19 protein-coding genes are annotated in these 23,184 nt (G+C 60.9%); 4 read left to right on the top strand and 15 right to left on the bottom strand.

Going from position 1 to position 23,184, the window contains the following annotated elements:
• Positions 1-9 precede the first annotated feature (9 nt).
• Both NPS56_RS16655 and NPS56_RS16650 read left to right on the top strand, forming a co-directional pair.
• Positions 10-501, top strand: a complete 492-nt coding sequence (locus NPS56_RS16655; protein ID WP_274075598.1) for a M48 family metallopeptidase — start codon at positions 10-12, stop codon at positions 499-501.
• 28 nt (positions 502-529) lie between these two features.
• Positions 530-826 carry a winged helix-turn-helix domain-containing protein gene (locus NPS56_RS16650; protein ID WP_274075597.1) on the top strand — a complete coding sequence of 99 codons (297 nt, stop codon included), beginning with the start codon at positions 530-532 and terminating at the stop codon, positions 824-826.
• A 98-nt stretch (positions 827-924) separates the two neighbouring features.
• Here the strand turns inward: NPS56_RS16650 and NPS56_RS16645 are convergent, their stop codons facing one another.
• Positions 925-1,377, bottom strand: a complete 453-nt coding sequence (locus NPS56_RS16645) for a GNAT family N-acetyltransferase (protein WP_274075596.1) — start codon at positions 1,375-1,377, stop codon at positions 925-927.
• 255 nt (positions 1,378-1,632) lie between these two features.
• Here NPS56_RS16645 and NPS56_RS16640 point away from each other — a divergent pair, with 255 nt between their 5' ends.
• Positions 1,633-2,370, top strand: coding sequence for a substrate-binding periplasmic protein (locus NPS56_RS16640; RefSeq protein ID WP_274075595.1), 738 nt, complete (start codon positions 1,633-1,635; stop codon positions 2,368-2,370).
• Positions 2,371-2,385: 15 nt separating this feature from the next.
• On the opposite strand, the gene yccS is transcribed toward NPS56_RS16640, so the two are convergent.
• The 11 genes from yccS to betI form a co-directional block, all read right to left on the bottom strand.
• Entirely contained in the window at positions 2,386-4,569 is a 2,184-nt protein-coding gene (yccS, locus tag NPS56_RS16635; protein ID WP_274075594.1) for a YccS family putative transporter, read from the bottom strand.
• 243 nt (positions 4,570-4,812) lie between these two features.
• Complete coding sequence (locus NPS56_RS16630) at positions 4,813-5,991, bottom strand: NAD(P)/FAD-dependent oxidoreductase (protein ID WP_274075593.1); 1,179 nt, start codon at positions 5,989-5,991, stop codon at positions 4,813-4,815.
• Positions 5,992-6,145: 154 nt separating this feature from the next.
• Positions 6,146-7,483: an ATP-dependent RNA helicase DbpA gene (gene dbpA / locus NPS56_RS16625; RefSeq protein ID WP_425313632.1), complete on the bottom strand. Its 1,338-nt coding sequence runs from the start codon at positions 7,481-7,483 to the stop codon at positions 6,146-6,148.
• A gap of 105 nt (positions 7,484-7,588) precedes the next feature.
• Positions 7,589-9,016 (bottom strand): multidrug transporter subunit MdtD, encoded by a 1,428-nt coding sequence (mdtD, locus tag NPS56_RS16620; RefSeq protein ID WP_274075591.1) that lies wholly within the window; start codon positions 9,014-9,016, stop codon positions 7,589-7,591.
• A gap of 135 nt (positions 9,017-9,151) precedes the next feature.
• Positions 9,152-10,489 (bottom strand): TldD/PmbA family protein, encoded by a 1,338-nt coding sequence (locus tag NPS56_RS16615; RefSeq protein WP_274075590.1) that lies wholly within the window; start codon positions 10,487-10,489, stop codon positions 9,152-9,154.
• On the bottom strand, positions 10,489-11,931 hold the full coding sequence (locus NPS56_RS16610) for a TldD/PmbA family protein (protein ID WP_274075589.1): 1,443 nt from the start codon (positions 11,929-11,931) through the stop codon (positions 10,489-10,491). The genes NPS56_RS16615 and NPS56_RS16610 overlap by 1 nt, the downstream gene beginning before the upstream one ends.
• A 228-nt stretch (positions 11,932-12,159) precedes the next feature.
• Positions 12,160-12,504 carry an AzlD domain-containing protein gene (locus tag NPS56_RS16605; protein WP_274075588.1) on the bottom strand — a complete coding sequence of 115 codons (345 nt, stop codon included), beginning with the start codon at positions 12,502-12,504 and terminating at the stop codon, positions 12,160-12,162.
• Positions 12,501-13,226, bottom strand: coding sequence for an AzlC family ABC transporter permease (locus tag NPS56_RS16600; protein ID WP_274075587.1), 726 nt, complete (start codon positions 13,224-13,226; stop codon positions 12,501-12,503). Before NPS56_RS16600 ends, NPS56_RS16605 begins: the two co-directional genes overlap by 4 nt.
• 295 nt (positions 13,227-13,521) lie before the next feature.
• Positions 13,522-15,222: a choline dehydrogenase gene (gene betA, locus NPS56_RS16595; RefSeq protein ID WP_274075586.1), complete on the bottom strand. Its 1,701-nt coding sequence runs from the start codon at positions 15,220-15,222 to the stop codon at positions 13,522-13,524.
• Positions 15,223-15,373: 151 nt separating this feature from the next.
• Positions 15,374-16,846, bottom strand: a complete 1,473-nt coding sequence (betB, locus tag NPS56_RS16590; RefSeq protein WP_274075585.1) for a betaine-aldehyde dehydrogenase — start codon at positions 16,844-16,846, stop codon at positions 15,374-15,376.
• Positions 16,847-16,908: 62 nt separating this feature from the next.
• Entirely contained in the window at positions 16,909-17,502 is a 594-nt protein-coding gene (gene betI / locus NPS56_RS16585) for a transcriptional regulator BetI (protein WP_274075584.1), read from the bottom strand.
• A gap of 380 nt (positions 17,503-17,882) precedes the next feature.
• Here betI and NPS56_RS16580 point away from each other — a divergent pair, with 380 nt between their 5' ends.
• Positions 17,883-19,823, top strand: a complete 1,941-nt coding sequence (locus tag NPS56_RS16580; RefSeq protein WP_274075695.1) for a BCCT family transporter — start codon at positions 17,883-17,885, stop codon at positions 19,821-19,823.
• Between the two features lie 212 nt (positions 19,824-20,035).
• Here the strand turns inward: NPS56_RS16580 and choV are convergent, their stop codons facing one another.
• The 3 genes from choV to NPS56_RS16565 all read right to left on the bottom strand — a co-directional run bounded on the left by choV (position 20,036) and on the right by NPS56_RS16565 (position 23,070).
• On the bottom strand, positions 20,036-21,214 hold the full coding sequence (gene choV, locus NPS56_RS16575; RefSeq protein WP_274075583.1) for a choline ABC transporter ATP-binding protein: 1,179 nt from the start codon (positions 21,212-21,214) through the stop codon (positions 20,036-20,038).
• Complete coding sequence (gene choW / locus NPS56_RS16570) at positions 21,211-22,056, bottom strand: choline ABC transporter permease subunit (protein ID WP_274075582.1); 846 nt, start codon at positions 22,054-22,056, stop codon at positions 21,211-21,213. The genes choV and choW overlap by 4 nt, the downstream gene beginning before the upstream one ends.
• A 66-nt stretch (positions 22,057-22,122) precedes the next feature.
• Positions 22,123-23,070: a choline ABC transporter substrate-binding protein gene (locus tag NPS56_RS16565; protein ID WP_274075581.1), complete on the bottom strand. Its 948-nt coding sequence runs from the start codon at positions 23,068-23,070 to the stop codon at positions 22,123-22,125.
• Between the last annotated feature and the right edge of the window lie 114 nt (positions 23,071-23,184).

Here is a 23,184-nt window from a genome sequence, read left to right as displayed (position 1 = left end):
GCCGCTGCGATGACCGCGTTGAAATACCTCCAGGCCTACCCGGCTACCTTGCAGGACCAGGTGCGTCAGTTGATCGCCGACGGTCGGCTGGGCGATTACCTGAACCAGCGTTACCCGCAAAAGCATGGGGTCCAGAGCGACAAGGCGCTGTACACCTATGCGCTGGACCTCAAGCAGGAATACCTGCGTAACGCCCCGTCCATCGACAAGGTGCTGTTCGACAATCGCCTGGACCTGACCCACCGCGCACTTGGCCTGCACACCACCATCTCGCGGGTGCAAGGCGGCAAGCTCAAGGCCAAGAAAGAAATCCGCATTGCCTCATTGTTCAAGGAGGCGCCTTCGGAGTTTCTGAAAATGATCGTGGTGCATGAGTTGGCGCACTTCAAGGAGTCCGATCACAACAAGGCCTTCTACAAGCTGTGCGAGCACATGTTGCCGGGGTATCACCAGGTGGAGTTCGATGTGCGGGTGTACCTGACCTGGCGCGACCTGCAATGAAAAGAGCCAATGAACAAGGAGCGCATGGATGGACGTAAGCAAGACCAAGAGCAGCTTCTACCGCCGCTTGTACGTGGCGTACCTGATCGACAGCGGCCTGGCCAGCAGCGTTCCGGCATTGACCGAAGCCACCGGCATGCCCCGGCGCACGGCCCAGGACACCATCGCCGCCCTGGCGGACCTGGATATTGTTTGCGAGTTCGAGCAGGAAGAAGGCGCGCGCAACCATGCCGGGCGCTATCGGATTCGCGGGTGGGGGGCGATCGATCGCGGGTGGATCGAGCGTAATCTTCGGCAGATCAAGGCGGTGTTGGAGTATCCCTGAGTTTTTGTGGTGATTGATCTGACGCCTTCGCGAGCAAGCCCGCTCCCACAGGGGGAACGCATTCCAATGTGGGAGCGGGCTTGCTCGCGAAGGGGCCCTTACGAACGCCGCATGCCAATGTGTGGAATACCATCCTCAACGTATTCCTCACCCGCCACCACAAACCCGTACCGCCCGTAATACCCCTGCAGATGCGCCTGGGCCGAGAGGTAGACCGGCATGTCTGGCCAGCGCTTTTCAATCTGCTTCATCGCCTGGGCCATCATCTCATGCCCCAGCCCGGTACCTCGCGCCTGTGGCGCAATGATCACCCGCCCGATCACCACGTCACCGCCCTGTAGCTCGGGATCGAGCAGGCGCAGATACGCCACCAGCCGATCTCCGTCCCAGGCCATCAAATGGCAGGTGTCGCCCTCCAGATCCTGGCCATCGATGTCCTGGTAGATGCATTTCTGTTCGATGACGAACACTTCGGCGCGCAGCTGCAAAATGGCATACAGCTGCTCCTTGCCCAGATCGCTGTGGTGTTTACAGACCCAGTTGATTGTCATGTGTCGATTCCCTGAAAACGTCCTGTTGATACTAAGCGCCTCGACGAAGGATGTCTTTATGGCGCAGGAATCTATGACAAAGACCAAAATGCCATCATTCATTTGGCGCGACGCTGTCTTCTTTGTGTAATCTTCAATCAAGCGCTGTGCAGTGCTGCAACGCGCTGACATTTGAGTGCCTGGGGGTGCCGGTACGGGTCTTGGCGTTTTGGCTGAAAACACGTCGGGCAGCCCGCCCGCTAAGGATTTTCTGGCATGCCGCGATTGCATCGAGCCTTTGCTTTGCTTGGATTGCTGTTGCTGACTGAAAGTGTGGCCGCAGAAAAATTGCGGCTGGTGGCGGATGCCTGGCCACCCTTTACCGACGCCACGCTGTTCAACGGCGGGTTGGCCACGGACATTGTCAGTACCGCCCTGGCGCGGGCCGGCTATGCCAGTGATTTCGAGCAGGTGCCGTGGGCACGGGCGTTGCTTGGGTTGGGCGAGGGTCGCTATGACGTTCTGGTCAATGCCTGGTTCAACGAGGAGCGCACACAGCTCGGACAGTTTTCGGGCGAGTACCTGATCAATCGCGTGCGCTTTCTCAAGCGTAAAGAGGCTCCCATCGAATTCAGCACTTTGCCGCAGCTGTACACCTATCCGATTGCCGTGGTGCGTGGCTACGCCTATTCGCCGGCTTTCGATCAGGATGTGTCATTGCAGAAGATTCCGGTGCACAACTTCGCCATGGCGGTGCGCATGGTCGCGGCCGACAGGGTCAAGCTGACCCTGGAAGACGAATACGTCGCTCGTTACTACCTGGCCCGTGAGTCGCCCAAGGTCCGCAATGCCGTGGAGTTCTTGCCCAAACCGCTGAGCGAGAATGGCCTGCACATTCTGGTCAGCCTGAAAAATCCTCAGCATGAGCAGATCGTCGCCGGTTTTGATCGCGCCATCGTGGCCATGAAGGCCGACGGCACTTATGCACGGCTGATGAAACGCCACGGCATGTAAGCCGAGGCTGATGGCTCAATCCTCACTGGTGTCCTTGATCAGATGCGCCGCCAGCGTGCGCAACGGCCCCAGCTGCCGGCAGATCAAACCCAGTTGCGTCTGCACCAGGCGCTGACCCTCATCGATTTCATCGGGCATCTGTTCGAGCGCGTTGGCCAGCGCTTCCTCCTCATCGCTCTGGATGGCAATCGCGGATTTGCTCGCCAGGCCTTGGGCGATTTCGTCGATGCTGGCCGCCAGTTTCACGCCCGCGCCTTCGATCAGTTGTTCGCGCACATCCTGTGGTAGTTGGGTTTCCCGATGCGCACCCAGCCCGGACAAATAACTGAGCAAGGTGTGCGACAGCACCAGGAAGCGGAAGCCGACATCCGCTTCCTTACGGAAATGTCCCGGCTCCATCAGCATGTTGGCCAGGGTGGTCGACAACGCCGCATCGGCGTTGTGGGCGTTGCGCCGCGCCAGGCGATACGCCAGGTCGTCGCTTTTGCCGGCGGCGTATTGCTGCATGATCTGGCGCAGGTAGATGCTGTTGCAGGTCAGGGTGTTGGCCAGCACTTTGTTCAGGCGCCGACCCTGCCAGTCCGGCAGGAACAGGAACACCGCCAGGCCGGCGATCAGGCTGCCGAGCAGCGTATCGAACAGCCGCGGCAGGAACAGCCCGTAACCGTCGCCCACCTGGTTGAAGCAGAACAGCACCATCAGGGTGATCGCCGCCGTCGCCAGGGTGTAGCGGGTGGTGCGGTTGATAAAGAACACCACCCCGGCGGCAATCGCGAAACAGGACTGGACCAGCGGGTTCGGGAACAGGTCGAACAGCGCCCAGGCCAAGGTCAGGCCGATGGCGGTGCCGATGATCCGCTGGCCGAGCTTGCGCCTTGTGGCACCGTAGTTCGGCTGGCAGACAAACAGCGTCGTGAGGATGATCCAGTAACCCTGGGACGGGTGGATCAAATGCACCATGGCGTAGCCGATGCTCAAGGCCAGGGGCAGGCGCAGGGCATGGCGGAACAACAAGGAGGTGGGCGTCAGCTGCGTGCGCAAGCGAACCCAGACATCCTTGAAGTTGCGTGGCGAGCGGTCGAGCAGGCTGCTGTCGGTGGCGTCGGCCAGGGTGTCGGGGTTGCTGGCATCGCTGAGCAGGCGGTCGAGCGTGCCCAGGTTGGCCGCCAGGGCCCGCAGTGAACGCAGCAGCCCGCGCCAGGCGGGATTGCTCTGGATGCGCAGGTGTTCGAGGGAGGCGTGCAGGTCGCCGAGGGCTTCGGCGAAACTCGCGTCATAGGTGAACGGCTGGCGCATCTGGATCGACTCGGCCAGCGCCCGGCACGCCTTGCCTTGCTGGCGCAGCAGGCGCTGGCAGCGGAACAGCACGTCGCTGTGGAAGAACGCGTCCGCCAGGGCGTTGTAAGGGTAGTGCGAGGAGCTGGCACGCTCGTGGATGTCCTGGGCGAGGAAGTACAGCTTCAGGTAGCGGCTGACCTTAGAGCCTGGGCGACCGTTGCCGACCCGGTGCAGGATGATTTCCTTGGCGACGTTCAGCGCGGCAACCACCCGGCCGTTCTGCTGGGCCAGTTCCAGGCGCCGGGCTTCCACGTCCATCTGGCGGATCGGCTCGAACAGCGAAGACTTCAGCTTCAGGTAAAAGCCCAGCTCACGGAACAGCCGCGCCAGGCTTTGCTGCACCGGCTGGTTGGAAAACAGCGCCTGCCACAGCACCGACAGCAGGCCGTACCAGGCGGCACCGGCCACCAGCAGCACCGGCTCATGCCAGAAATCGGTGACCGCACCACCGCGCTGGTCGACGCCGATCATGGTGTAGACCGACAGGATCAGCGTCGCCGAGGCAATCGCCCCATAGCGTTCGCCAAGTGCGCCGAGCATGGTCAGGCAGAAGGCGGCGAGGGCGAAGGCGATGATGAAGAGTATGGGGTAGGGGAACAGCAGTTCGACCGACAGCGCGGCGACGGCGAAACACACCAGTGTCACCGCCAGCGCGTTGAGGCGGCCCTGCCAACTGTCATCGGTCTCGGCCAGGGCGCTGGCGATAATCCCCAGGAACAACGGGATCAACAGCCCCATTTCATCCTGATACCAGCATAGAGCCATGGTACCGGTCAGGGCGATGAACACCCGCACGCTGTAGCTGAATTTATCCAGCGCCCAAAGCCGGCGCAGAGACTGACGGAACGAGGTCGATGACATGAAATGCGAAGGCCTTCCGAGGCAATGACGCTAAATTGAGCCAGTAATGACGCCGACGCAATGGCGGCGATCACATCTGACAGCAATTTCTGTTCCTTGATGTCACACGCCCGCCTCATTTCTTCAGGCAGACAAAGAACCTGTAGGAGCTGGCTTGCCAGCGATGAGGCCGGTACATCCAACATCTTTGTTGACTGTCAGGTCGCCTTCGCTGGCAAGCCAGCTCCTACAGGGAGCAGGGTGTCAGACGTATTGTGCGGCGGCGTAGCCGGAGGCCCAGGCCCACTGGAAGTTGAAGCCGCCCAAATGGCCGGTGACGTCCAGCACTTCACCGATGAAATACAGGCCGGGGCTTTTCAGCGATTCCATGGTCTTGGACGACACCTCGTTGGTATCGACGCCACCCAGGGTCACTTCGGCGGTTCGGTAGCCTTCGGTGCCGGCCGGTACCACTTTCCAGCTCGCCAGTTTCTCGGCGATGGCGGCAATTTCCCCGTGGGTGTACTGCTTCATCGGTTTGGAAACGAACCAGTTGTCCGCCAGCAGATTGGCCATTTTCTTGGTGAAGATTTCACCGAGCAGGGTTTTCAGTTCGCTGTTTGGGCGTTCGGCCTGTTGCTGTTGCAGCCAGGACGGTACGTCGTGGTCGGGCATCAGGTTGATCTCGACCGTGTCGCCGGATTCCCAGAACGAGGAAATCTGCAGGATCGCCGGTCCGCTGAGGCCACGGTGGGTGAACAGGATGTTCTCGCGAAAGCTCTGGTCATTGCAGCTGACCAGGCAATCCACCGAGGTACCGGACAACTCGGTGCACAGTTCCTTGAGTTGATCGGTGATGGTGAACGGCACCAGCCCCGCGCGGGTCGGTAGCAGGTCGTGACCGAACTGCTTGGCCACCTGGTAGCCGAAACCGGTGGCGCCCAGGGTCGGGATCGACAGGCCGCCGGTGGCGATCACCAGCGATTCGCACGTCACCTGGCCCAGGGTGGTGTCCAGCAAATAGCCCTTCTCGAGTTTCTCGATGGTCTGGATCGAGGTGTCCAGGTGCAGGCTGACGCCGACCTGATCGCACTCGTTGAGCAGCATTTCGAGAATGTCGCTGGATTTGTTATCGCAGAACAGCTGGCCGAGCTTTTTCTCGTGGTACGGCACGCCGTGCTTGGCCACCATGCCGATGAAATCCCACTGGGTATAGCGGGCCAGGGCAGATTTGCAGAAGTGGGCGTTCTGCGAAAGGAAATTGCTCGGTTCCGTGTACATGTTGGTGAAATTGCAGCGGCCACCGCCGGACATCAGGATTTTCTTGCCGGCCTTGTTGGCGTGGTCGAGCAACAGCACCTGGCGCCCGCGCCCGGCGGCGGTCAGTGCACACATCAACCCTGCGGCGCCAGCGCCAATGATCACGACTTCGGTAGAGCGCAAAACGGTGTCCTCTCGGTATATCACCACAAAACAAACTGTGGGAGCGGGCTTGCTCGCGAAAGGGCCATCACATTCAACATCAATGTCGACTGATAAACCGCTTTCGCGAGCAAGCCCGCTCCCACAGGGGGATCTTCGTTGGGTCGAAGATCGCTTACAGGATGCGCACGCGCAACGAACGGCCCTTGATCTTGCCGTCGTTGAGGCGTTGCAGGGCCTGCTTGGCGACGCCGCGTTCCACGGCCACGAAGGCCTGGAAGTCGAAAATCGCGATCTTGCCGACCTGGGCGCCCGGGATGCCCGCTTCACCGGTCAGTGCGCCAAGAATGTCGCCTGGACGCACCTTGTCCTTGCGGCCTGCGCCGATGCACAGGGTGCTCATCTGAGGCAGCAGGGGACCACCACCCTTGGAGGTGAGGTTGTCCACCTGATCCCAGGTCAATGGTGTCTTCTGCAATTGTTCGATGGCTTGGGCGCGCTGCGCTTCGGACGGCGCCACCAGGCTGATCGCGAGGCCTTTCTCACCGGCGCGGCCAGTACGGCCGACGCGGTGGATGTGGATTTCCGAATCACGGGCCAGTTCGACGTTGATCACCATGTCCAGGGAATCGATGTCCAGGCCGCGGGCCGCGACGTCGGTGGCCACCAGCACGGAGGTGCTGCGGTTGGCGAACATCGCCAGTACCTGGTCGCGATCACGCTGTTCCAGGTCGCCGTGCAGGCCGACGGCGGAGATGCCTTTGGCCGTCAGGTGATCAACGGTTTCCTGGACCTGCTGCTTGGTGAAGCAGAACGCCACGCAGGACGCCGGGCGGAAGTGGCCCAGCACCTTGGTCACGGCGCTCATGCGATCGTCCGGGGAGATTTCGTAGAAGCGCTGCTCGATCTGCGTGTCGTCGTGGAACGCCTCGGCCTTCACTTGCTGCGGGTTGCGCATGAACTTCGAGGCCAGCTGCTTGATGCCTACCGGGTAGGTGGCGGAGAACAGCAGGGTCTGGCGACGCTCCGGGGCCTGCATGATGATTTCTTCGATCGAGTCGTAGAAACCCATGTCGAGCATGCGGTCGGCTTCATCGAGGATCAAGGTGTTGAGGCCGTGCAGGACCAGCGAGCCCTTGCGCAGGTGCTGCTGGATGCGCCCCGGGGTGCCGACGATGATGTGCGCGCCGTGTTCCAGCGAAGCGATCTGCGGGCCGAGGGACACGCCGCCACACAGGGTCAGGACCTTGATGTTGTCTTCGGCACGGGCCAGGCGACGGATTTCCTTGGCGACCTGGTCAGCCAGCTCGCGGGTCGGGCACAGGATCAGCGCCTGGCAACCGAAGTAGCGCGGATTGATCGGGTTCAGCAGGCCGATACCGAAGGCGGCGGTCTTGCCGCTGCCGGTCTTGGCCTGGGCGATCAGGTCCATCCCCTTGAGGATCACCGGCAAGCTTTGCGCCTGGATCGGCGTCATCTGGGCATAACCGAGGGAGTCGAGGTTAGCCAGCATGGCGGCGGACAGCGGCAAAGTATTAAATTCGGTGGCGATGGTGGTCACGGGACTGGCCTGCAAAACAAAATGTCGCGCAGTGTACCAGTCCGATGGCCATTCGCCCTAAGGCTCTATGTGTTCTTCCGGACGTTTGACTCGCCGTCCGTCATTCTTTGACAGTTGCGAGAAGATCGTTGCGGCCAGCATCGCCATGATCCCCACGGTCACGAACGTAAGCTGGAATGCCCCCAAAACCGTGTCCACCCCGTCCTTGCCGATCCCAGCGGTGAACCCGCCGAGCAATGCGCCGGCGCAGGCCACGCCCAGGCTCAGGGACAATTGCGCGACCACCGACAGCAGACTGTTGCCGCTGCTGGCACTGGCGTCATCAAGGTCGATCAGGGTCACGGTGTTCATCGCGGTGAACTGCAGGGAGTTGATCGCCCCCAGCACTGCCAGCAGGCACAGCAGCAGCCAGTAGGGCGTCTGCTCGCTGACCAGGCCCATGCTGGCCAGCATGATCCCCAGCGCCAGGGTGTTACCGGTCAGTACGATACGGTAGCCCAGGCGTTCGATCAGTGGTCGCGCCACCCACTTGGCGATCATCGCCGCAGCCGCCAGCGGCAGCATGCTCATCCCCGCCTGGGACGGCGAATAGCCCAGCGCCACTTGCAGCAACAGCGGTACGAGGAACGGCAGCGCGCCGCTGCCGAGCCGGGCGAAGAGGTTGCCGAGAATGCCGACGGCAAAGGTCCGGGTCTTGAACAGCGATGGCGCGAACAGCGGATTGTCGATGTGACCCGCACGCAGCCAGTAGGCCGCGAGGCAGGCCATGCCGCCGAACAGCAGCAGCATCACCCGCAGGTGTGGCAGGTGCAGTTCGCCCAAGCCTTCCATGGCGACGGTGATCAGGATCATCGCCGCGCCGAACAGCAGGAACCCCAGGCTATCGAAGCGGGTCCGTTCGGAACCACGCAGGTCGGGGATGAATTTCCACACGGCGTAGCAGCCAACAAGACCCACCGGCAGGTTGATCAGAAAGATCCAGTGCCAGGTCAGGTACTCCACCATCCAGCCACCCATGGTCGGGCCGATCAACGGCCCGAGCAGGCCGGGAATGGTGATGAAGCCCATGATTCGTACCAGTTCCGAGCGCGGGTAAGCGCGCAGCACCACCAGTCGCCCGACCGGCAGCATCAACGCGCCACCCAGGCCCTGGATCACCCGGGCGCCGATCAGCATGCTCAAGCTGCTGGACAAGGCGCAGAGCAGCGAGCCGAAACTGAACAGCAGGATCGCGCTGAAGAAGATTTTTTTCGTACCGAAACGGTCGGCGATCCAGCCAGAGGCGGGAATCAGCAAGGCGACCGTGAGCATGTAGGCAATGATCACGCCCTGCATGCGCAGCGGGTCTTCCGCCAGGTCGCTGGCCATGGCCGGCAGGGCGGTGTTGAGGATCGTCCCGTCGAGGGACTGCATGAAGAAGGCAATGGCGACGACCCAAGGCACCCAGCGGGCGGTGACCGGATCGAGAGGCGGGCGGTTGGGCATGGGACCTCTTGTGGTGGTCAGGGAACCGAACCCTGTGGGAGCGGGCTTGCTCGCGAAGGGGCCATCACATTCAACATCAATGCTGAATGACCCACCGCTTTCGCGAGCAAGCCCGCTCCCACAGGGGGATTGTGTTTACAGGGTCAACGTCAGCCGCCGGACGATCGCCCCCGGCAATAGCGCCGATGCCGTCGCCCGCTGGCTGTAGGTGCTCGCCGACAAGAGCAATTCGCGCTCCGCGGTCAGCGCTTCCAGCTGTGAACCCAGCAGGCTGTAGGCGCTGTCGTCGAAACGCATGGTGCTGACCGGTGCCTGGATCTCGCCGTTCTCGACCCAGAAGGTTGCGAAGCGTGTCATGCCGGTCAGGCGTGCTGCCGGTTGATCCGAGAAGTTCAGGTACCACAGGTTGCTGATGTACAGGCCGGTACCGAGTTGCTTGAGGATCTGTGCCTCTGGCAAATCCCCGGCCTGCATGTTCAGGGCCGTCGGCGATTCCCCGCCGCTGGCGCCGTTGGCGGTCAAGCCGTATTCGGCGGCGCTGCGTGAACCCACCAGTTGCGCACCGGCCCGGCCTTCGACAATCAAGCCCAGATCGCTGCGCGGATAACCTTCGTCGGAGAACGCCGGGCTCAGCGAGCCGCTGACCTTTTCATCCAGCGAAACCAGCGGGCTGAACGCCTGGTCGCCCCCGTAGAGCTTCTGCAGCGGGCTGCTTTTGCTGGCGATCGACTGTGCCGAAAAGCCACCCCAGCACAGCATGCCCATGATCTCTTCCAACGCGGCGGGCGCCAGGTAGGCGCGGTATTGGCCTGGGGCCAGGGTACGCAGCGGCCGTCCGAGGTATTCAAGCTGCTCACGTGCCTGCTGGAAGCGTTTGGCAAAGCCTGCGCTGTTCCAGTCGTGTCCGGCATAGCTGGCCTTCACCGCCTGGCCGTTCTCATGGAACAGGCTGAAGTCGAAGTTGAAACTGTTGGCCTGGTGCCAGCCGAACGCCCCGGCGGAGCTGGCGAAACCACGGCTGATCGGCCCGGCGGCATAGAATCCGACCAGGTCCAGGCCTTCGGCGGCCTGGGTGATTTCTGCGACCACTTGCTCGGTGTCCGGCAGCGGATGCTCCTGCACGTTTTTGCTTTGCCAACCGTTGTGGTTGAGCAGCAGGTACGGGTCCTGGGGCAGCAGCGGCAAGGTTTCGCGCAACTGTTGCAGGCCTTCCGCCAGGCGCTGACAGTCGACTGCAGGGTCGCCCGCCAGGGTGATCTGCAGGTCGGCGTGGCGGCCATCGTTGATCAGTTTCAAACCGATGCTCGCCTGTTGCACCTGCCCGGCCTGACGCACCTTGGCGTGGTTGAAGCGCACGAAGGCCGAGGATTCGGCGGCGTAGCTGAGGGTGAACTGTTCCGATTCGTGCAGCGCTTCGCGTAATTCGGCGACCAATGCCTTGAACGACTCGGCCTGGGCTTTCGACGTAGTCATCAGCTGTCTCCCCCAAATACATCAACGTTGCTGAACACGCAGGCTGGCGAGGCATGGCCCACGCGGATCACTTGATTCGGTTCGCCCTTGCCACAGTTCGGTGTGCCCAGGACCTTGAAGGTGCTGGCATCGCCGACCGCGCTGAGGCTCTTCCAGAACTGCGCGGAAATGGCCCGGTAGTTCGGGTTCTTCACCACGCCCTTGAGTTCGCCGTTTTCGATCAACTGGCCCCATTCGCAACCGAACTGGAACTTGTTGCGCGCATCGTCGATGGACCATGAGCGGTTGGTGCTCATCAGGATGCCGTGTTCGATGTTGCCGATCAGTTGCTCGAGCGGCTGGTCGCCAGGCTCGATGTTGAGGTTGGCCATGCGGTCGATCGGTGGGCGGTTCCAGCCGCAGGCGCGGCTGTTGGCGACCCCGTCGAGGCCGGCGCGGAACTGCGAGAGTGCACCGCCCAAGGGGCGCAGCAGCAGGCCTTGGCGAATCAGGAACTGCTTGCTGGCGGCCGTGCCGTCGTCGTCATGGCCGTAGCTGGCGAGCTGTTCCGGGATATCGGGATCGAACGTCACGTTCAACAATGGCGAGCCGTACTGCAGATGGCCGAAGTCGCCGGCCTTGACGAAGCTGGTGCCGGCATAATTACGCTCATCCCCGAGGATGCGGTCCAGTTCCAGCGGGTGGCCGATGGATTCGTGGATCTGCAGCATCATCTGGTCGGGCATCAGCAGCAGGTCGCGCGGACCTTGCGGCGTGTTGGGTGCCAGCAGCAATTGCAGCGCCTGATCGGCAATTTTCACCCCTGCGCCGATCAGTCCGCAGCGGCTGATGACATCGAAGCCACCCTGCTGACCGAAGTTTTCCCGGCCGAGTGTGCGGGTCTGGCTGTCGTTGCCGTCGTAGGCGGTGACATCGAGGCCCGGGTAGACGAAGCGCTGGGCCTGTCGCAGTTCGGCGCCGGCGCTGTTGAGGTAGATCTGCTCGACGTGGGTGATGCCGATGCTGACCTGCCAGCTCACCAGGCGTTCGTCCTTGGGCACGGCGGCGGATTCGGCGCTGAGCAAGGCGTAACAGTCGCTCAGGGCCGGGAAGGGCTGGTCGAGGTTCGGCGAGAAATAATCGGCACGGTCGCTGGATACCGCCTGGTCGCGCAGATCCAGCAAGGCGTGAGGCTTGAGCCGGCGCGCCTGCTGTTCGGCGCGCTCAAGGGCAGCTTGCAGGCCCTGTTGCGACAGATCGTTGGTGGCGGCATAGGCTTCCACGCCATTGACCCGCACGGTCAGCATCGCCCCTTCGTCGCGGCTCAGGCTCGGCGGTTCGGCGACGTTCTTGCGCACCGACAGGTACTGGCCGGACTCGCGCACATAACGCAGGGAAAAGAATTCGGCGCCCGTGCGCAAGGCAGCAAAGCGCTGCTTGAGCTGGGGGTGGAAATCGAACATTCGGGAACCTCCTTGGTATGGAGTGGCGGTGCAGCGGTGCGGCGAGGGGATGAAGCGATTGCGCGGCACTAGAGTAGGCCTGTGCGTGGGGAGGATCAAGGGCGGATGGCGGGGGGGGGAATTGCGCACTGCAGAGGACGCGTGACAGGTTTGCTGACGATTGAAGTTCGCGAACACCCCATTGCGGCTTGCTCGCGATCAATCCCTCTGTCAGTCAAGGCGCTGTTTTCAAGCGCTCAGGTAGGCGAACGCTGCCACATAAATGAACAGGCTTGCAAAGAAAGAAGGCAGGATTTTTTTTGTTTTGACGACCGCAATGAAGGTGCCCACCAGCAAGAACAGCTTCACTGCATCCATCATCTGAAACTGCCTTATCAGCGTAAGCGCATCCATCTTGTTGAACGCGGTGTCGTAGATGATGACCCCCAACATGGCTTGCGCGCTGTAGCTGATGAACCGATAAAAGGAACCCTGGGTTCGGGTGAGCGCAGTGCTGTTTTTGAAGGCAAAGGGCAGGGCACGAAATGCAAAGGCGGTAACGGCGGAGAATGCAATAAGAAGCCAGATTGTCATGAAGCTACGTTGCCTCGTTTTTTGTAATTGTTTTCGATGAGTACGACCAGTCCGCCAATTATAAAAGGCGTGCAGAGCAAGCTGTAATCCTTGAATAGATAGATCAGCAATGGTGCACCGACAAAGCCCAGCCAATAACTTGATACTTCCGCGTAATGAGGCCAGTGCTTGCCGGCCAACGCTGTAAATTGGAGGGGTAATAGCAGTGTCATCGCAGCATAGATGACCGGTGAGGTAAGTCCTGCACCGGCGACGAAACCGATGTAGGTACAGATAACCGATACACCAAATATTGGGATGCCAAGGCCTATCATGTAAGTGAAGGGGCGATCGGTTTTCCGCTTGAATCGAGTAAGGCAGCCTGTGAATATCGAAGGAGTGATGAGGATCAGGGACGCCATGGTTTTCGTGGTTGAAGTGCTCCTTATATAAGGTGCCAGTGTCGCGGAGAGCAGCACGAAACGAGCATTGAGTGCAACGATGATGGGGAGCAATATCCATCCGTCGTTATAGCTTTGTATCAGCAAAAACTGCAGCGGGGTGGAAAATATCAACAGGGTCGTTGCGAGCGCTTGGCTCAGTGATAATGATTGTGTCGCGCTTAAAACACCTATGGATAAGTACAGGAAAATGAACGCAACGCCAAACGTGATCGCGTCCCGTGCACCTTCAATAAAAACGTTGCTGGCCGAAGAGCGAATCGATACATCCGGAGTCCCCATCAATGAACCACCCCGTTGTCTCTGAAATAACTTAGGACCTTGGGGTAGTCGATATCAGGCATGTCCTTGATTTCCATTAAAACTGCTCGTGTCCGATTGAATTGGGGCGCGGATAGTAATGGAGGTTTTTATGTTAGTGTGAATACATGTGTTGCGAGTTTTGTGGAAGTGTTTGTAATTGTTTTTAGTTACTTGTTGTGATGATTGTTGTTTGTTTAAAGCAGTATGTGCTAGCCAAAAAAAACCGACAACCCGGGAAGGTTGACGGTTTTGTTTGAAGCCAGTTCGCTAGTGGTTAAGCCGTCTGGCCCACTTCACGCATCGGTTTGCCCTTCACCGGCGCATCGCCCGCTACGTAGTAGTTGGCCTTGCTGCGCGGCAATGGCTGGCGGCCACGGATCTTGTCGGCGATTTTCTCGGCCATCATGATCGTCGGCGCATTCAGGTTGCCGGTGGTGATGATCGGCATGATCGAGGCATCGACCACGCGCAGGCCTTGCATGCCATGCACGCGACCTTCGCCATCGACCACGGCCATTTCATCGGTGCCCATCTTGCACGAGCAGGACGGGTGGAACGCGGTTTCGGCGTGTTCGCGGATGAACTTGTCCAGCTGCTCATCGGTTTGCACTTCGATGCCCGGGCTGATTTCGCGACCACGGAAGGCGTCCAGCGCAGGTTGCTGCATGATTTCACGGGTCAGGCGGATGCCATCGCGAAATTCCTGCCAGTCCTGCTCGGTGGCCATGTAGTTGAACAGGATGCTCGGGTGCTGGCGCGGGTCCTTGGACTTGGCCTGGATGCGCCCGCGGCTTGGCGAACGCATGGAGCCCATGTGCGCCTGGAAGCCGTGTTCTTTCACACCGTTGCTGCCGTTGTAGTTAATCGCCACCGGCAGGAAGTGGTATTGGATGTTCGGCCATTCGAATTCCGGACGGGTACGGATGAAACCGCCGGCTTCGAACTGGTTGCTGGCGCCGATGCCGGTGCCGTTGAACAGCCACTCGGCACCGATGGCCGGCTGGTTGTACCAGAGCAGCGACGGGTACAGCGAGACCGGTTGGGTGCAAGCGTATTGCAGGTACAGCTCAAGGTGGTCCTGCAGGTTTTCACCCACGCCCGGCAGGTCGTGGACCACCGGAATGTCGAGCTTGTTCAGCAGTTCGGCCGGGCCGACGCCGGAGCGTTGCAGGATCTGCGGCGAAGCGATGGCGCCGGAGCACAACAGCACTTCCTTGCGCGCCTTGGCTTCAACGCGCTCTTCGGCGTCGCCGACCAGGTAACGCACGCCGACCGCACGCTTGCCGTCGAACAGGATCTTGTCGGTCAGGGCGTGGGTGACGATGGTCAGGGTCGAACGCTTCTTGGCCACGTCCAGGTAACCGCGGGCGGTGGAGGCACGACGACCTTTGGGGGTCACGGTGCGGTCCATCGGGCCGAAGCCTTCCTGCTGGTAGCCGTTCAAGTCTTCGGTGCGCGGGTAACCGGCCTGCACGCCTGCATCAACCATGGCGTGGAACAGCGGGTTGTTGCCGGCTTTCGGTGTGGTCACGCTGACCGGACCGTCGCCACCGTGGTAGTCGTTCGGGCCGATGTCGCGGGTTTCCGCTTTACGGAAATACGGCAGGCAGTCCAGGTACGACCAGTCTTCCAGGCCTGGCAGTTTCGCCCAGCCGTCGTAGTCCATGGCATTGCCGCGGATGTAGCACATGCCGTTGATCAGCGAGGAACCACCGAGGCCCTTGCCGCGACCGCATTCCATCCGGCGATTGTCCATGTGTGGCTCTGGATCGGTTTCGTAGGCCCAGTTGTAGCGACGGCCTTGCAGCGGGAACGCCAGGGCGGCCGGCATCTGCGTGCGGAAGTCGAAACGGTAGTCCGGGCCACCGGCTTCGAGCAGCAGGACGGTGACGCCGGCGTCTTCGGTCAGACGGGTCGCCAGGGTGTTACCGGCCGAGCCGGCACCGATGATGATGTAGTCGAATTCTTGGGACATTGAATGCACCCTCTTTGATAGTGGTCAGGTCGGGCCTCGGCGAGTGCTGCGCACTCGATCGCCAGCAGGCTGGCTCCCACAGGTATTGCGCTGTCCCTGTAGGAGCTGGCTTGCCAGCGAAAGCGGCCTCAAGGGCAATACAAAACCCGGGTTAGAACACCGAGACGTAATCGCCCAGCTCGACCTGTACCGATTTGATGCGGGTGAAGTTGTTCAGCGAGCTGATGCCGTTCTCACGGCCAACACCCGACTGCTTGTAGCCGCCAACCGGCATCTTCGCGTCGGACTCGCCCCAGGCGTTGATCCAGCAGATACCGGCTTCCAGTTGATGAATCACGCGGTGGGCGCGGTTCAGGTCCTTGGTGACGATACCGGCGGCCAGGCCGAAGTCGGTGTCGTTGGCACGGCGGATCACTTCTTCTTCGGTCTCGTAGGAGAGGATCGCCATCACCGGGCCAAAGATTTCTTCACGCACGATGGTCATGTCATCGCTGCAGTCGGTGAACACGGTCGGCGCAACGAACGCGCCCTTGGCGAATTCGCCTTCGGTCAGACGCTCGCCGCCGCACAGCAGGCGTGCACCTTCTTCCTTGCCCTTGGCGATGTAGCCCAGCACGCTTTCCATGTGGGCGAAGCTGACCAGCGGGCCGAAGTTGGTGTTTTCGTCTTCCGGGTTGCCGACGCGAATGCGCGCAACGCGCTCAACGATCTTGGCTTCGAAAGCGGCTTTCAGGTGCGCCGGCACGAACACGCGGGTGCCGTTGGTGCAGACCTGACCGGAGCTATAGAAGTTGGCCATCATTGCGGTGTCGGCGGCGCGGTCGAGGTCGGCGTCGTCGCAGATGATCAGCGGCGATTTGCCACCCAGTTCCATGGTCACGTCTTTCAGCGAAGAGCTCGAAGCGCTGGCCATGACTTTCTTGCCGGTGTCGGTGCCGCCGGTGAACGAGACTTTCTCGATGCGCGGGTGCTCGGTCAGCCAGGTGCCGACTTCGCGGCCGCTGCCGGTCAGGACGTTGAACACGCCTGCTGGCAGGCCGGCTTCGGTGTAGATCTCGGCCAGTTTCAGGGTGGTCAGCGAGGTGACTTCGCTTGGCTTGAAGATCATCGCGTTACCGGCCGCCAGGGCCGGTGCGGATTTCCACAGGGCGATCTGGATCGGGTAGTTCCACGCGCCGATACCGGCCACGACGCCCAGCGGCTCGCGACGGGTGTAGACGAACGAGGTGGTGCGCAGCGGAATCTGCTCGCCTTCGATGGCCGGAACCAGGCCTGCGTAGTACTCCAGCACGTCCGCGCCGGTAACGATGTCGACGTAGCGGGTTTCGGAGTACGACTTGCCGGTGTCCAGGGTTTCCAGGGCGGCCAGTTCATCGTTGCGCTCGCGCAGGATGTCCACGGCGCGACGCAGGATGCGCGAACGCTCCATGGCGGTCATCGCGGCCCAGATTTTCTGGCCCTTTTCGGCGCTGACCACAGCGCGCTCGACGTCTTCCTTCGTAGCGCGTTGTACTTTTGCGAGGACTTCACCGTTAGCCGGGTTGATGGCTTCGAAAGTGGCGTCGCTGCCAGCGTCGCTGTAGCCGCCGTCGATGTAGAGTTTTTGCAGTTCGAAACGGGCCATAAAGTCCTCGCAAGTGCATTGGTTGTTGGCACGGTGCGGATGTCGAGCGTTCTATATGTGCTCTAACTCACCCGCTTGGCCAGTTGGATATCCATGTATTCGTAAGCGATCTGTTGTGCCTGCCCGGTGTCGAAAGCATCTCCCGACAGCGCGCCGCGCAACCACAAGCCGTCAATCAACGCTGCCAGGCCCCGGGCGGCGGTGCGCGCCTCATCGAGCGGCAACACGCGGCGGAACTGGCAGCACAGGTTGGAATACAGACGGTGATCGTTGATCCGCTGCAACCTGTGCAAAGACGGCTGGTGCATGCTGGTGGCCCAAAAGGCCAGCCAGGTTTTCATTGCCGGGCCATTGACCTGGCTGGCGTCGAAGTTGCCTTCGATGATCACCTGCAGATGCGCCCGCGGGCTGTCATCTGTCAGCGCCAGTCGGCGCGCGGTGACGTTCTCGCTCAGCACAGTCATCAAGTACCCCATGGTGGCGGCGATCAGGCCATTCTTGTCCTGAAAGTAGTGACTGATGATGCCATTCGAGACACCGGCCAAACGGGCGATCAGCGCAATGCTGGCGTCCCCCATTCCGACCTGGTCGACCGCCAGCAATGTGGCTTCGATCAACTGCTGGCGACGGATGGGTTGCATACCGACCTTGGGCATCTTGCACATCTCCTTAGGCCTTCCGGCAGACGCAGGACGTCTATCGGATTGAGGGCCAGTCTATTTTGTTTTGATTGAACGTTCAATCAACAAAGAATAAGATCTGCGACAAATCGTCGCTGCCTACAGAGTTTTCCGACGCGTAGCGGCGAAAAAAACGACTTCCGTAAATGCTCGAAACCTACGCGCCACGGCGCTCAAGGGGCTTCGGGCCCTTTGGGGTTGTCTTTATATCACCCGCTGGTCGGCTGCCCACTAACCGATTGGTCGGGTAACCCGTTTGTCTTGCGTTCTTCTCTCGCACTGCCCGGAGCATCTGTGCCATGAGTTCTGCCTCGCTAATAAAGACCCCACCCGAGAAGGTGACGGTCAACGGTTGGGTGTTCTACACCTCTACCGCGTTGATTCTGTTGTTGACCGCCATTCTGATCATCGCCCCGCAAGAGGCCGGCAGACTGCTCGGTATGGCGCAAGCCTGGTTGTCCCGTAGCTTCGGCTGGTACTACATGGTGGTGATTGCCGCCTACCTGATCTTCGTGGTCGGCCTGGCGTTCTCGTCCTACGGCAAATTGAAACTGGGCAGCAAGGACGATACCCCGGACTTCAGCTACGGCGCCTGGGCGGGGATGCTGTTCTCGTCGGGGATCGGCATCTCGCTGCTGTACTTCGGTGCTTCCGAGCCACTGGACCACTACTTCAACCCGCCGGAAGGCGTGGCCGGCAGCAACCTTGCCGCCCGTCAGGCGGTGCAACTGACGTTCCTGCACTGGGGCCTGCATGGCTGGGCGATCTACGCCCTGGTCGGCCTGGCGGTGGCGTATTTCGCCTACCGGCATAACCAGCCGCTGGCGTTGCGTTCGGCGCTGTATCCGCTGGTGGGCGAGCGTTGGGTCAAGGGCGCGGCCGGGCATGCGGTGGACGGCTTCGGCATGTTCGTGACCCTGCTGGGCCTGGTGACCAACCTGGGGATCGGTTCGCTGCAGGTGTCGTCGGGCCTGGAAAACCTGTTCGGCATGGAACACAGCAACACCAACCTGCTGATCGTGATCATCGTGATGAGCACCGTGGCGACCATCGCTGCCGTGTCCGGGGTGGAAAACGGCATTCGTCGCCTGTCCAACCTCAACATCGTGCTGTTCAGCGGCCTGCTGATTTTCGTCCTGCTGTTCGGCCCGACCCTGCACCTGCTCAACGGCTTCGTGCAAAACGTCGGTGACTACCTCAACGGCGTGGTGCTGAAGACTTTCGACCTGTATGTGTACGAAGGCGACAGCGAGAAGTCCGACCGCTGGTTGGGCCTGTGGACCCTGTTCTACTGGGCCTGGTGGATTTCCTGGGCGCCATTCGTGGGCATGTTCATCGCGCGTATTTCCCGTGGTCGCACGGTGCGTGAACTGGTGGCTGGCGTATTGCTGATTCCGCTGGGTTTCACCCTGGCGTGGCTGTCGATCTTCGGTAACTCGGCCCTGGACCTGGTGATGAACCACGGGGCGGTGGAACTCGGGAAGACGGCGCTGGAGCAGCCGTCCATGGCGATCTACCAGTTGCTCGAGCATTACCCGGCGTCGAAAGTGGTGATCGGCGTGTCGATCTTCGTGGGATTCGTGTTGTTCCTGACGCCGGCGGATTCCGGCGCGGTGATGATGGCCAACCTGTCGTGCAAAGGCGGCAACGTCGATGAAGATGCGCCGCACTGGCTGCGGATCTTCTGGTCTGTGGTGATCACCCTGGTGACCATCGGCCTGCTGTTCGCCGGTAACTTCGAAGCCATGCAAACCATGGTGGTGCTGGCCGGCCTGCCGTTCTCGGTGGTGTTGGTGTGCTTCATGTTCGGCTTGCACAAGGCCATGCGCCAGGACGTGCAGATCGAACAGGAGCAAGCGGAACTGGCGGCCCGTGGTCGTCGTGGTTTCAGCGAGCGCTTGACCCAGCTGGACCTGCAGCCGAGCCAGTCGGTGGTGCAGCGCTTCATGGACAAGCATGTGAGCCCTGCCTTGCAGGATGCGACCACGCAAATGCGCGCCCAGGGCCTGGAAGTGCAGACGTTGCTGGGCAAGTCCAAGCGTTGCATGGGCGTGCGGGTGGAGATGGAAGAGGGCAACCCGTTTGTCTACGAAGTCAGCCTGGATGGTTACCTGGCTACGCCCACCGAATCGGCTCAATCCGATGAGGCACGCCAGCGTTACTACCGCGCCGAGGTGTACCTGCACAACGGCAGCCAGGACTACGACCTGATGGGCTTCACTCAGGATCAGATCACCCGTGATGTGCTCGATCAGTTTGAAAGCCATCGGCAGCTCCTTGGCCGCGTCTATAGCTAAGTTGTGAGGGGCGCGGTGTTTCAGTGACACCGCGTCGCATTCTTCGCGAGCAAGCCCGCTCCCACAGGTGACCGAGTTCTACCAGAGGAATGCTGTCAACTGTGGGAGCGGGCTTGCTCGCGAGGGGGCCATTAGCCACGAAGCTGCATCTCCCGATATCCGCATAAACAAAAACGCCGCGATCCTCTCGCGGCGTTTTTGTGTCTGTTGCCTTACCCCAGGTTCTTGCCGAGCAGCGCGTGGTACAGCTCGCTGTCGCCGAGAATCCCCACCACATGGTTGTTGTCGTGCAGCACCAGCTTGTTGCCGGTCTGGTAGCGGATCTGCAGCGCATCGCGCATGCCGATGTTCGAATCCACCAGCGTCGGCCGGCGACCCAGGCCTTCAACCGCCTGGCCCGGTACCCAGTTCTGCAGATCCAGGCTCGAGCCGTTCTGGCGTGCGCCCTTGATGGTGTTGCCTTCGGCCAGGTCGAGCCACGAATCGCCACCCGGATCGAGGCACACCGAACCGTTGATGCGCTTGCAGTTGTCCAGGGTGCGCATCAGGCTGCGCCCGCACAGCACGTTCAGCGGGTTGGTGTGGGCGACGAAGGTGCGCACGTAGTCGTCCGCGGGGTTGAGGACGATTTCTTCAGGCTTGCTGTACTGGATGATCCGGCCGTCCTTCATGATCGCGATACGGCTGCCGAGCTTCAGGGCTTCATCGAGGTCGTGGCTCACGAAGACGATGGTCTTGCTCAGCTTGCGTTGCAGTTCCAGCAGTTCGTCCTGCAGGCCCTGGCGGATCAGCGGGTCGAGCGCGGAGAACGGTTCGTCCATCAGCAGGATGTCGGCGTCCATCGCCAGCGCGCGGGCCAGGCCCACACGTTGCTGCATGCCGCCGGACAGTTCATCGGGTTTCTTGTTGCGCCATTGGGTCAGGCCTACCAGTTCGAGTTTTTCATCGACCAGTTTCTTGCGTTCCTTCTCCGGACGGCCCTGCATTTCCAGGCCGAAGCTGATGTTCTCGCGCACCGTCAGCCAAGGCATCAGGGCGAACTTCTGGAACACCATGGCGATGCGCTTGGTGCGCATCATTTTCAGTTCGGCCGGGGTACAGGCAGCAATGTTGATCTGCTTGCCTTCGTGCTCGACGTACAGCTTGCCACGGCTGACGGTGTTGAGGCCGTTGATGCAACGCAACAGGCTGGATTTGCCGGAGCCGGACAGGCCCATCAGCACGCAGATTTCACCTTTTTCGATGTCCAGGCTGGCCTTTTCCACGCCAACGATCTGCCCGGTCTTTTTCAGGATCTCGCTGCGGGTCAAACCTTGATCGAGAAGCTTCAGGGCCTCGCGCGGATCCTTGGTGAAGATTACGTCGACGTCTTCGAAGCGAATTATGCTCATGCGTCACCCCCTACTTTAGCGTCGGGTTGTTTGCAGATACGGTCGAGCATGATCGCCAGCAGTACGATCGCCAGGCCTGCTTCGAAGCCCAGGGCGATATCAGCGGTATTCAGTGCGTTGACCACGGGTTTGCCCAGGCCGTCGGCGCCCACCAGTGCCGCGATCACCACCATCGACAGCGACAGCATGATGCACTGGGTGATGCCGGCCGCGATGCTTGGCATGGCGTGGGGCAGTTCGATACGTGAGAGCAGTTGACGGCGCGAGCAGCCGAAGGCCTTGCCGGCGTCCATCAGTTCTTGCGGGACATCGCGGATGCCCAGGTAGGTCAGGCGGATGGGCGCGGCAATCGCGAACACCACCGTGGAGATCAGGCCCGGGACCACACCCAGACCGAAGAGAGTCAGGGTAGGAATGAGGTAGACGAAGGTCGGCACGGTCTGCATCAGATCGAGCACCGGACGCATCATGGTGTAGAACATCGGTTTGTGCGCGGCGACGATGCCCAACGGCACGCCGATCAATACGCAGACCAGGGTGGCGAACAACACCTGGGCGAGGGTTTCCATGGTTTCCTGCCAGTACCCCAGGTTGAGGATCAGCAGGAAGGAGGCAATGACGAAGGCGGTGAGGCCCCATTTGCGCTGGATGAAGTGGGCAAGTATTGCGATTAGGCCGATCAAGACCAGCGGGTTGAACCAGGTCAGCGCAAACGTCACGCCGTGGATCATCGTTTCCAGTGACACGGCAATTGCGTCGAAGGTGTTGGCGCCGTGTTGCGTCAACCATTCAACGAAGCCTGCGATGTACTGGCCTAGAGGTATTTTCTGATCAATCAGCATGGTAGTGAACGTCCGCATGCAAGGAGATAAACAGCCCGGGCGGGCGAACCCGCCCGGCATAAGCGATTACTGTGCGAGCTTGGCTTTCACGGCCTCCAGGCCAGGTTTACCGTCAATGGTGGTCACGCCAGCGAGCCAGGTATCGAGCACCTGGGGATTCTTTTTCAGCCAGGCCTTGGCGGCCGCGTCAGGCTTCATTTTGTCGTCCAGGATGTTGCCCATCAGTTCACTTTCCATGTCGACGGTGAACTCCAGGTTCTTCAGCAACTGACCGACGTTGCTGCATTCCGAGGCGTAGCCCTTGCGGGTGTTGGTCGCCACGGTGGCGGCGCCAAAATCGGGGCCGAAGAAGTCGTCGCCGCCGGTCAGGTATTGAATCTTGAAGCGCTTGTTCATCGGGTGCGGGGCCCAGCCCAGGAACACCACGGCGGTGTCGCGTTTCTGCGCGCGGTCGACCTGCGACAGCATGCCGGCCTCGCTGGACTCGACGACCTTGAAACCGGCGTCCTTGAGGCCGAAGGCGTTCTTGTCGATCATACTCTGGATCAGGCGGTTGCCGTCGTTGCCCGGCTCGATGCCGTAGATCTTGCCGTCCAGTTCCTTCTTGAACTTGGCGATGTCGGCGAAATCATGCAGCCCCTTGTCATACAGCGCCTGAGGCACGGCGAGGGTGTATTTGGCGCCCTTGAGGTTGGTGCGCACGGTGTCCACGGTGCCGGCATCGCGGTAGGGCTTGATGTCGTTTTCCATGGTCGGCATCCAGTTGCCCAGGAACACGTCCATGTTCTTGCCGTCGGCCAGGGACTTGTAGGTCACGGGCACGGAAATCATGGTGGTCTTGGTCTTGTAGCCGAGGGCGTTGAGCACGACGCTGGTGGTCGCGGTTGTCGCGGTAATGTCGGTCCAGCCGACGTCTGAGAAGTTTACGGTGTTGCATTGGGCCGGTTCGGCGGCTTGCGCCAGAACCGGCAGACTAAGCAGGGCGGCCAACAACAACGACGGGGAACCTTTCATGGATGGACTCCTTGGTGTTTTTTTTGGCAGTGTTTCCGACTGGAACCACCGCACTTATAGGTTGCGGTTGGATGGCGTTTTGGAGACAGCTCTACCACGGCGCCTTGCAATCGA

This window comes from Pseudomonas putida (assembly GCF_028682635.1).
GTDB classification, from domain to species: Bacteria; Pseudomonadota; Gammaproteobacteria; order Pseudomonadales; family Pseudomonadaceae; genus Aquipseudomonas; species Aquipseudomonas putida_AE.
The sequence above is the reverse complement of the archived record's forward strand: the minus strand, read 5'-3'. Positions and strand labels throughout refer to the sequence as shown.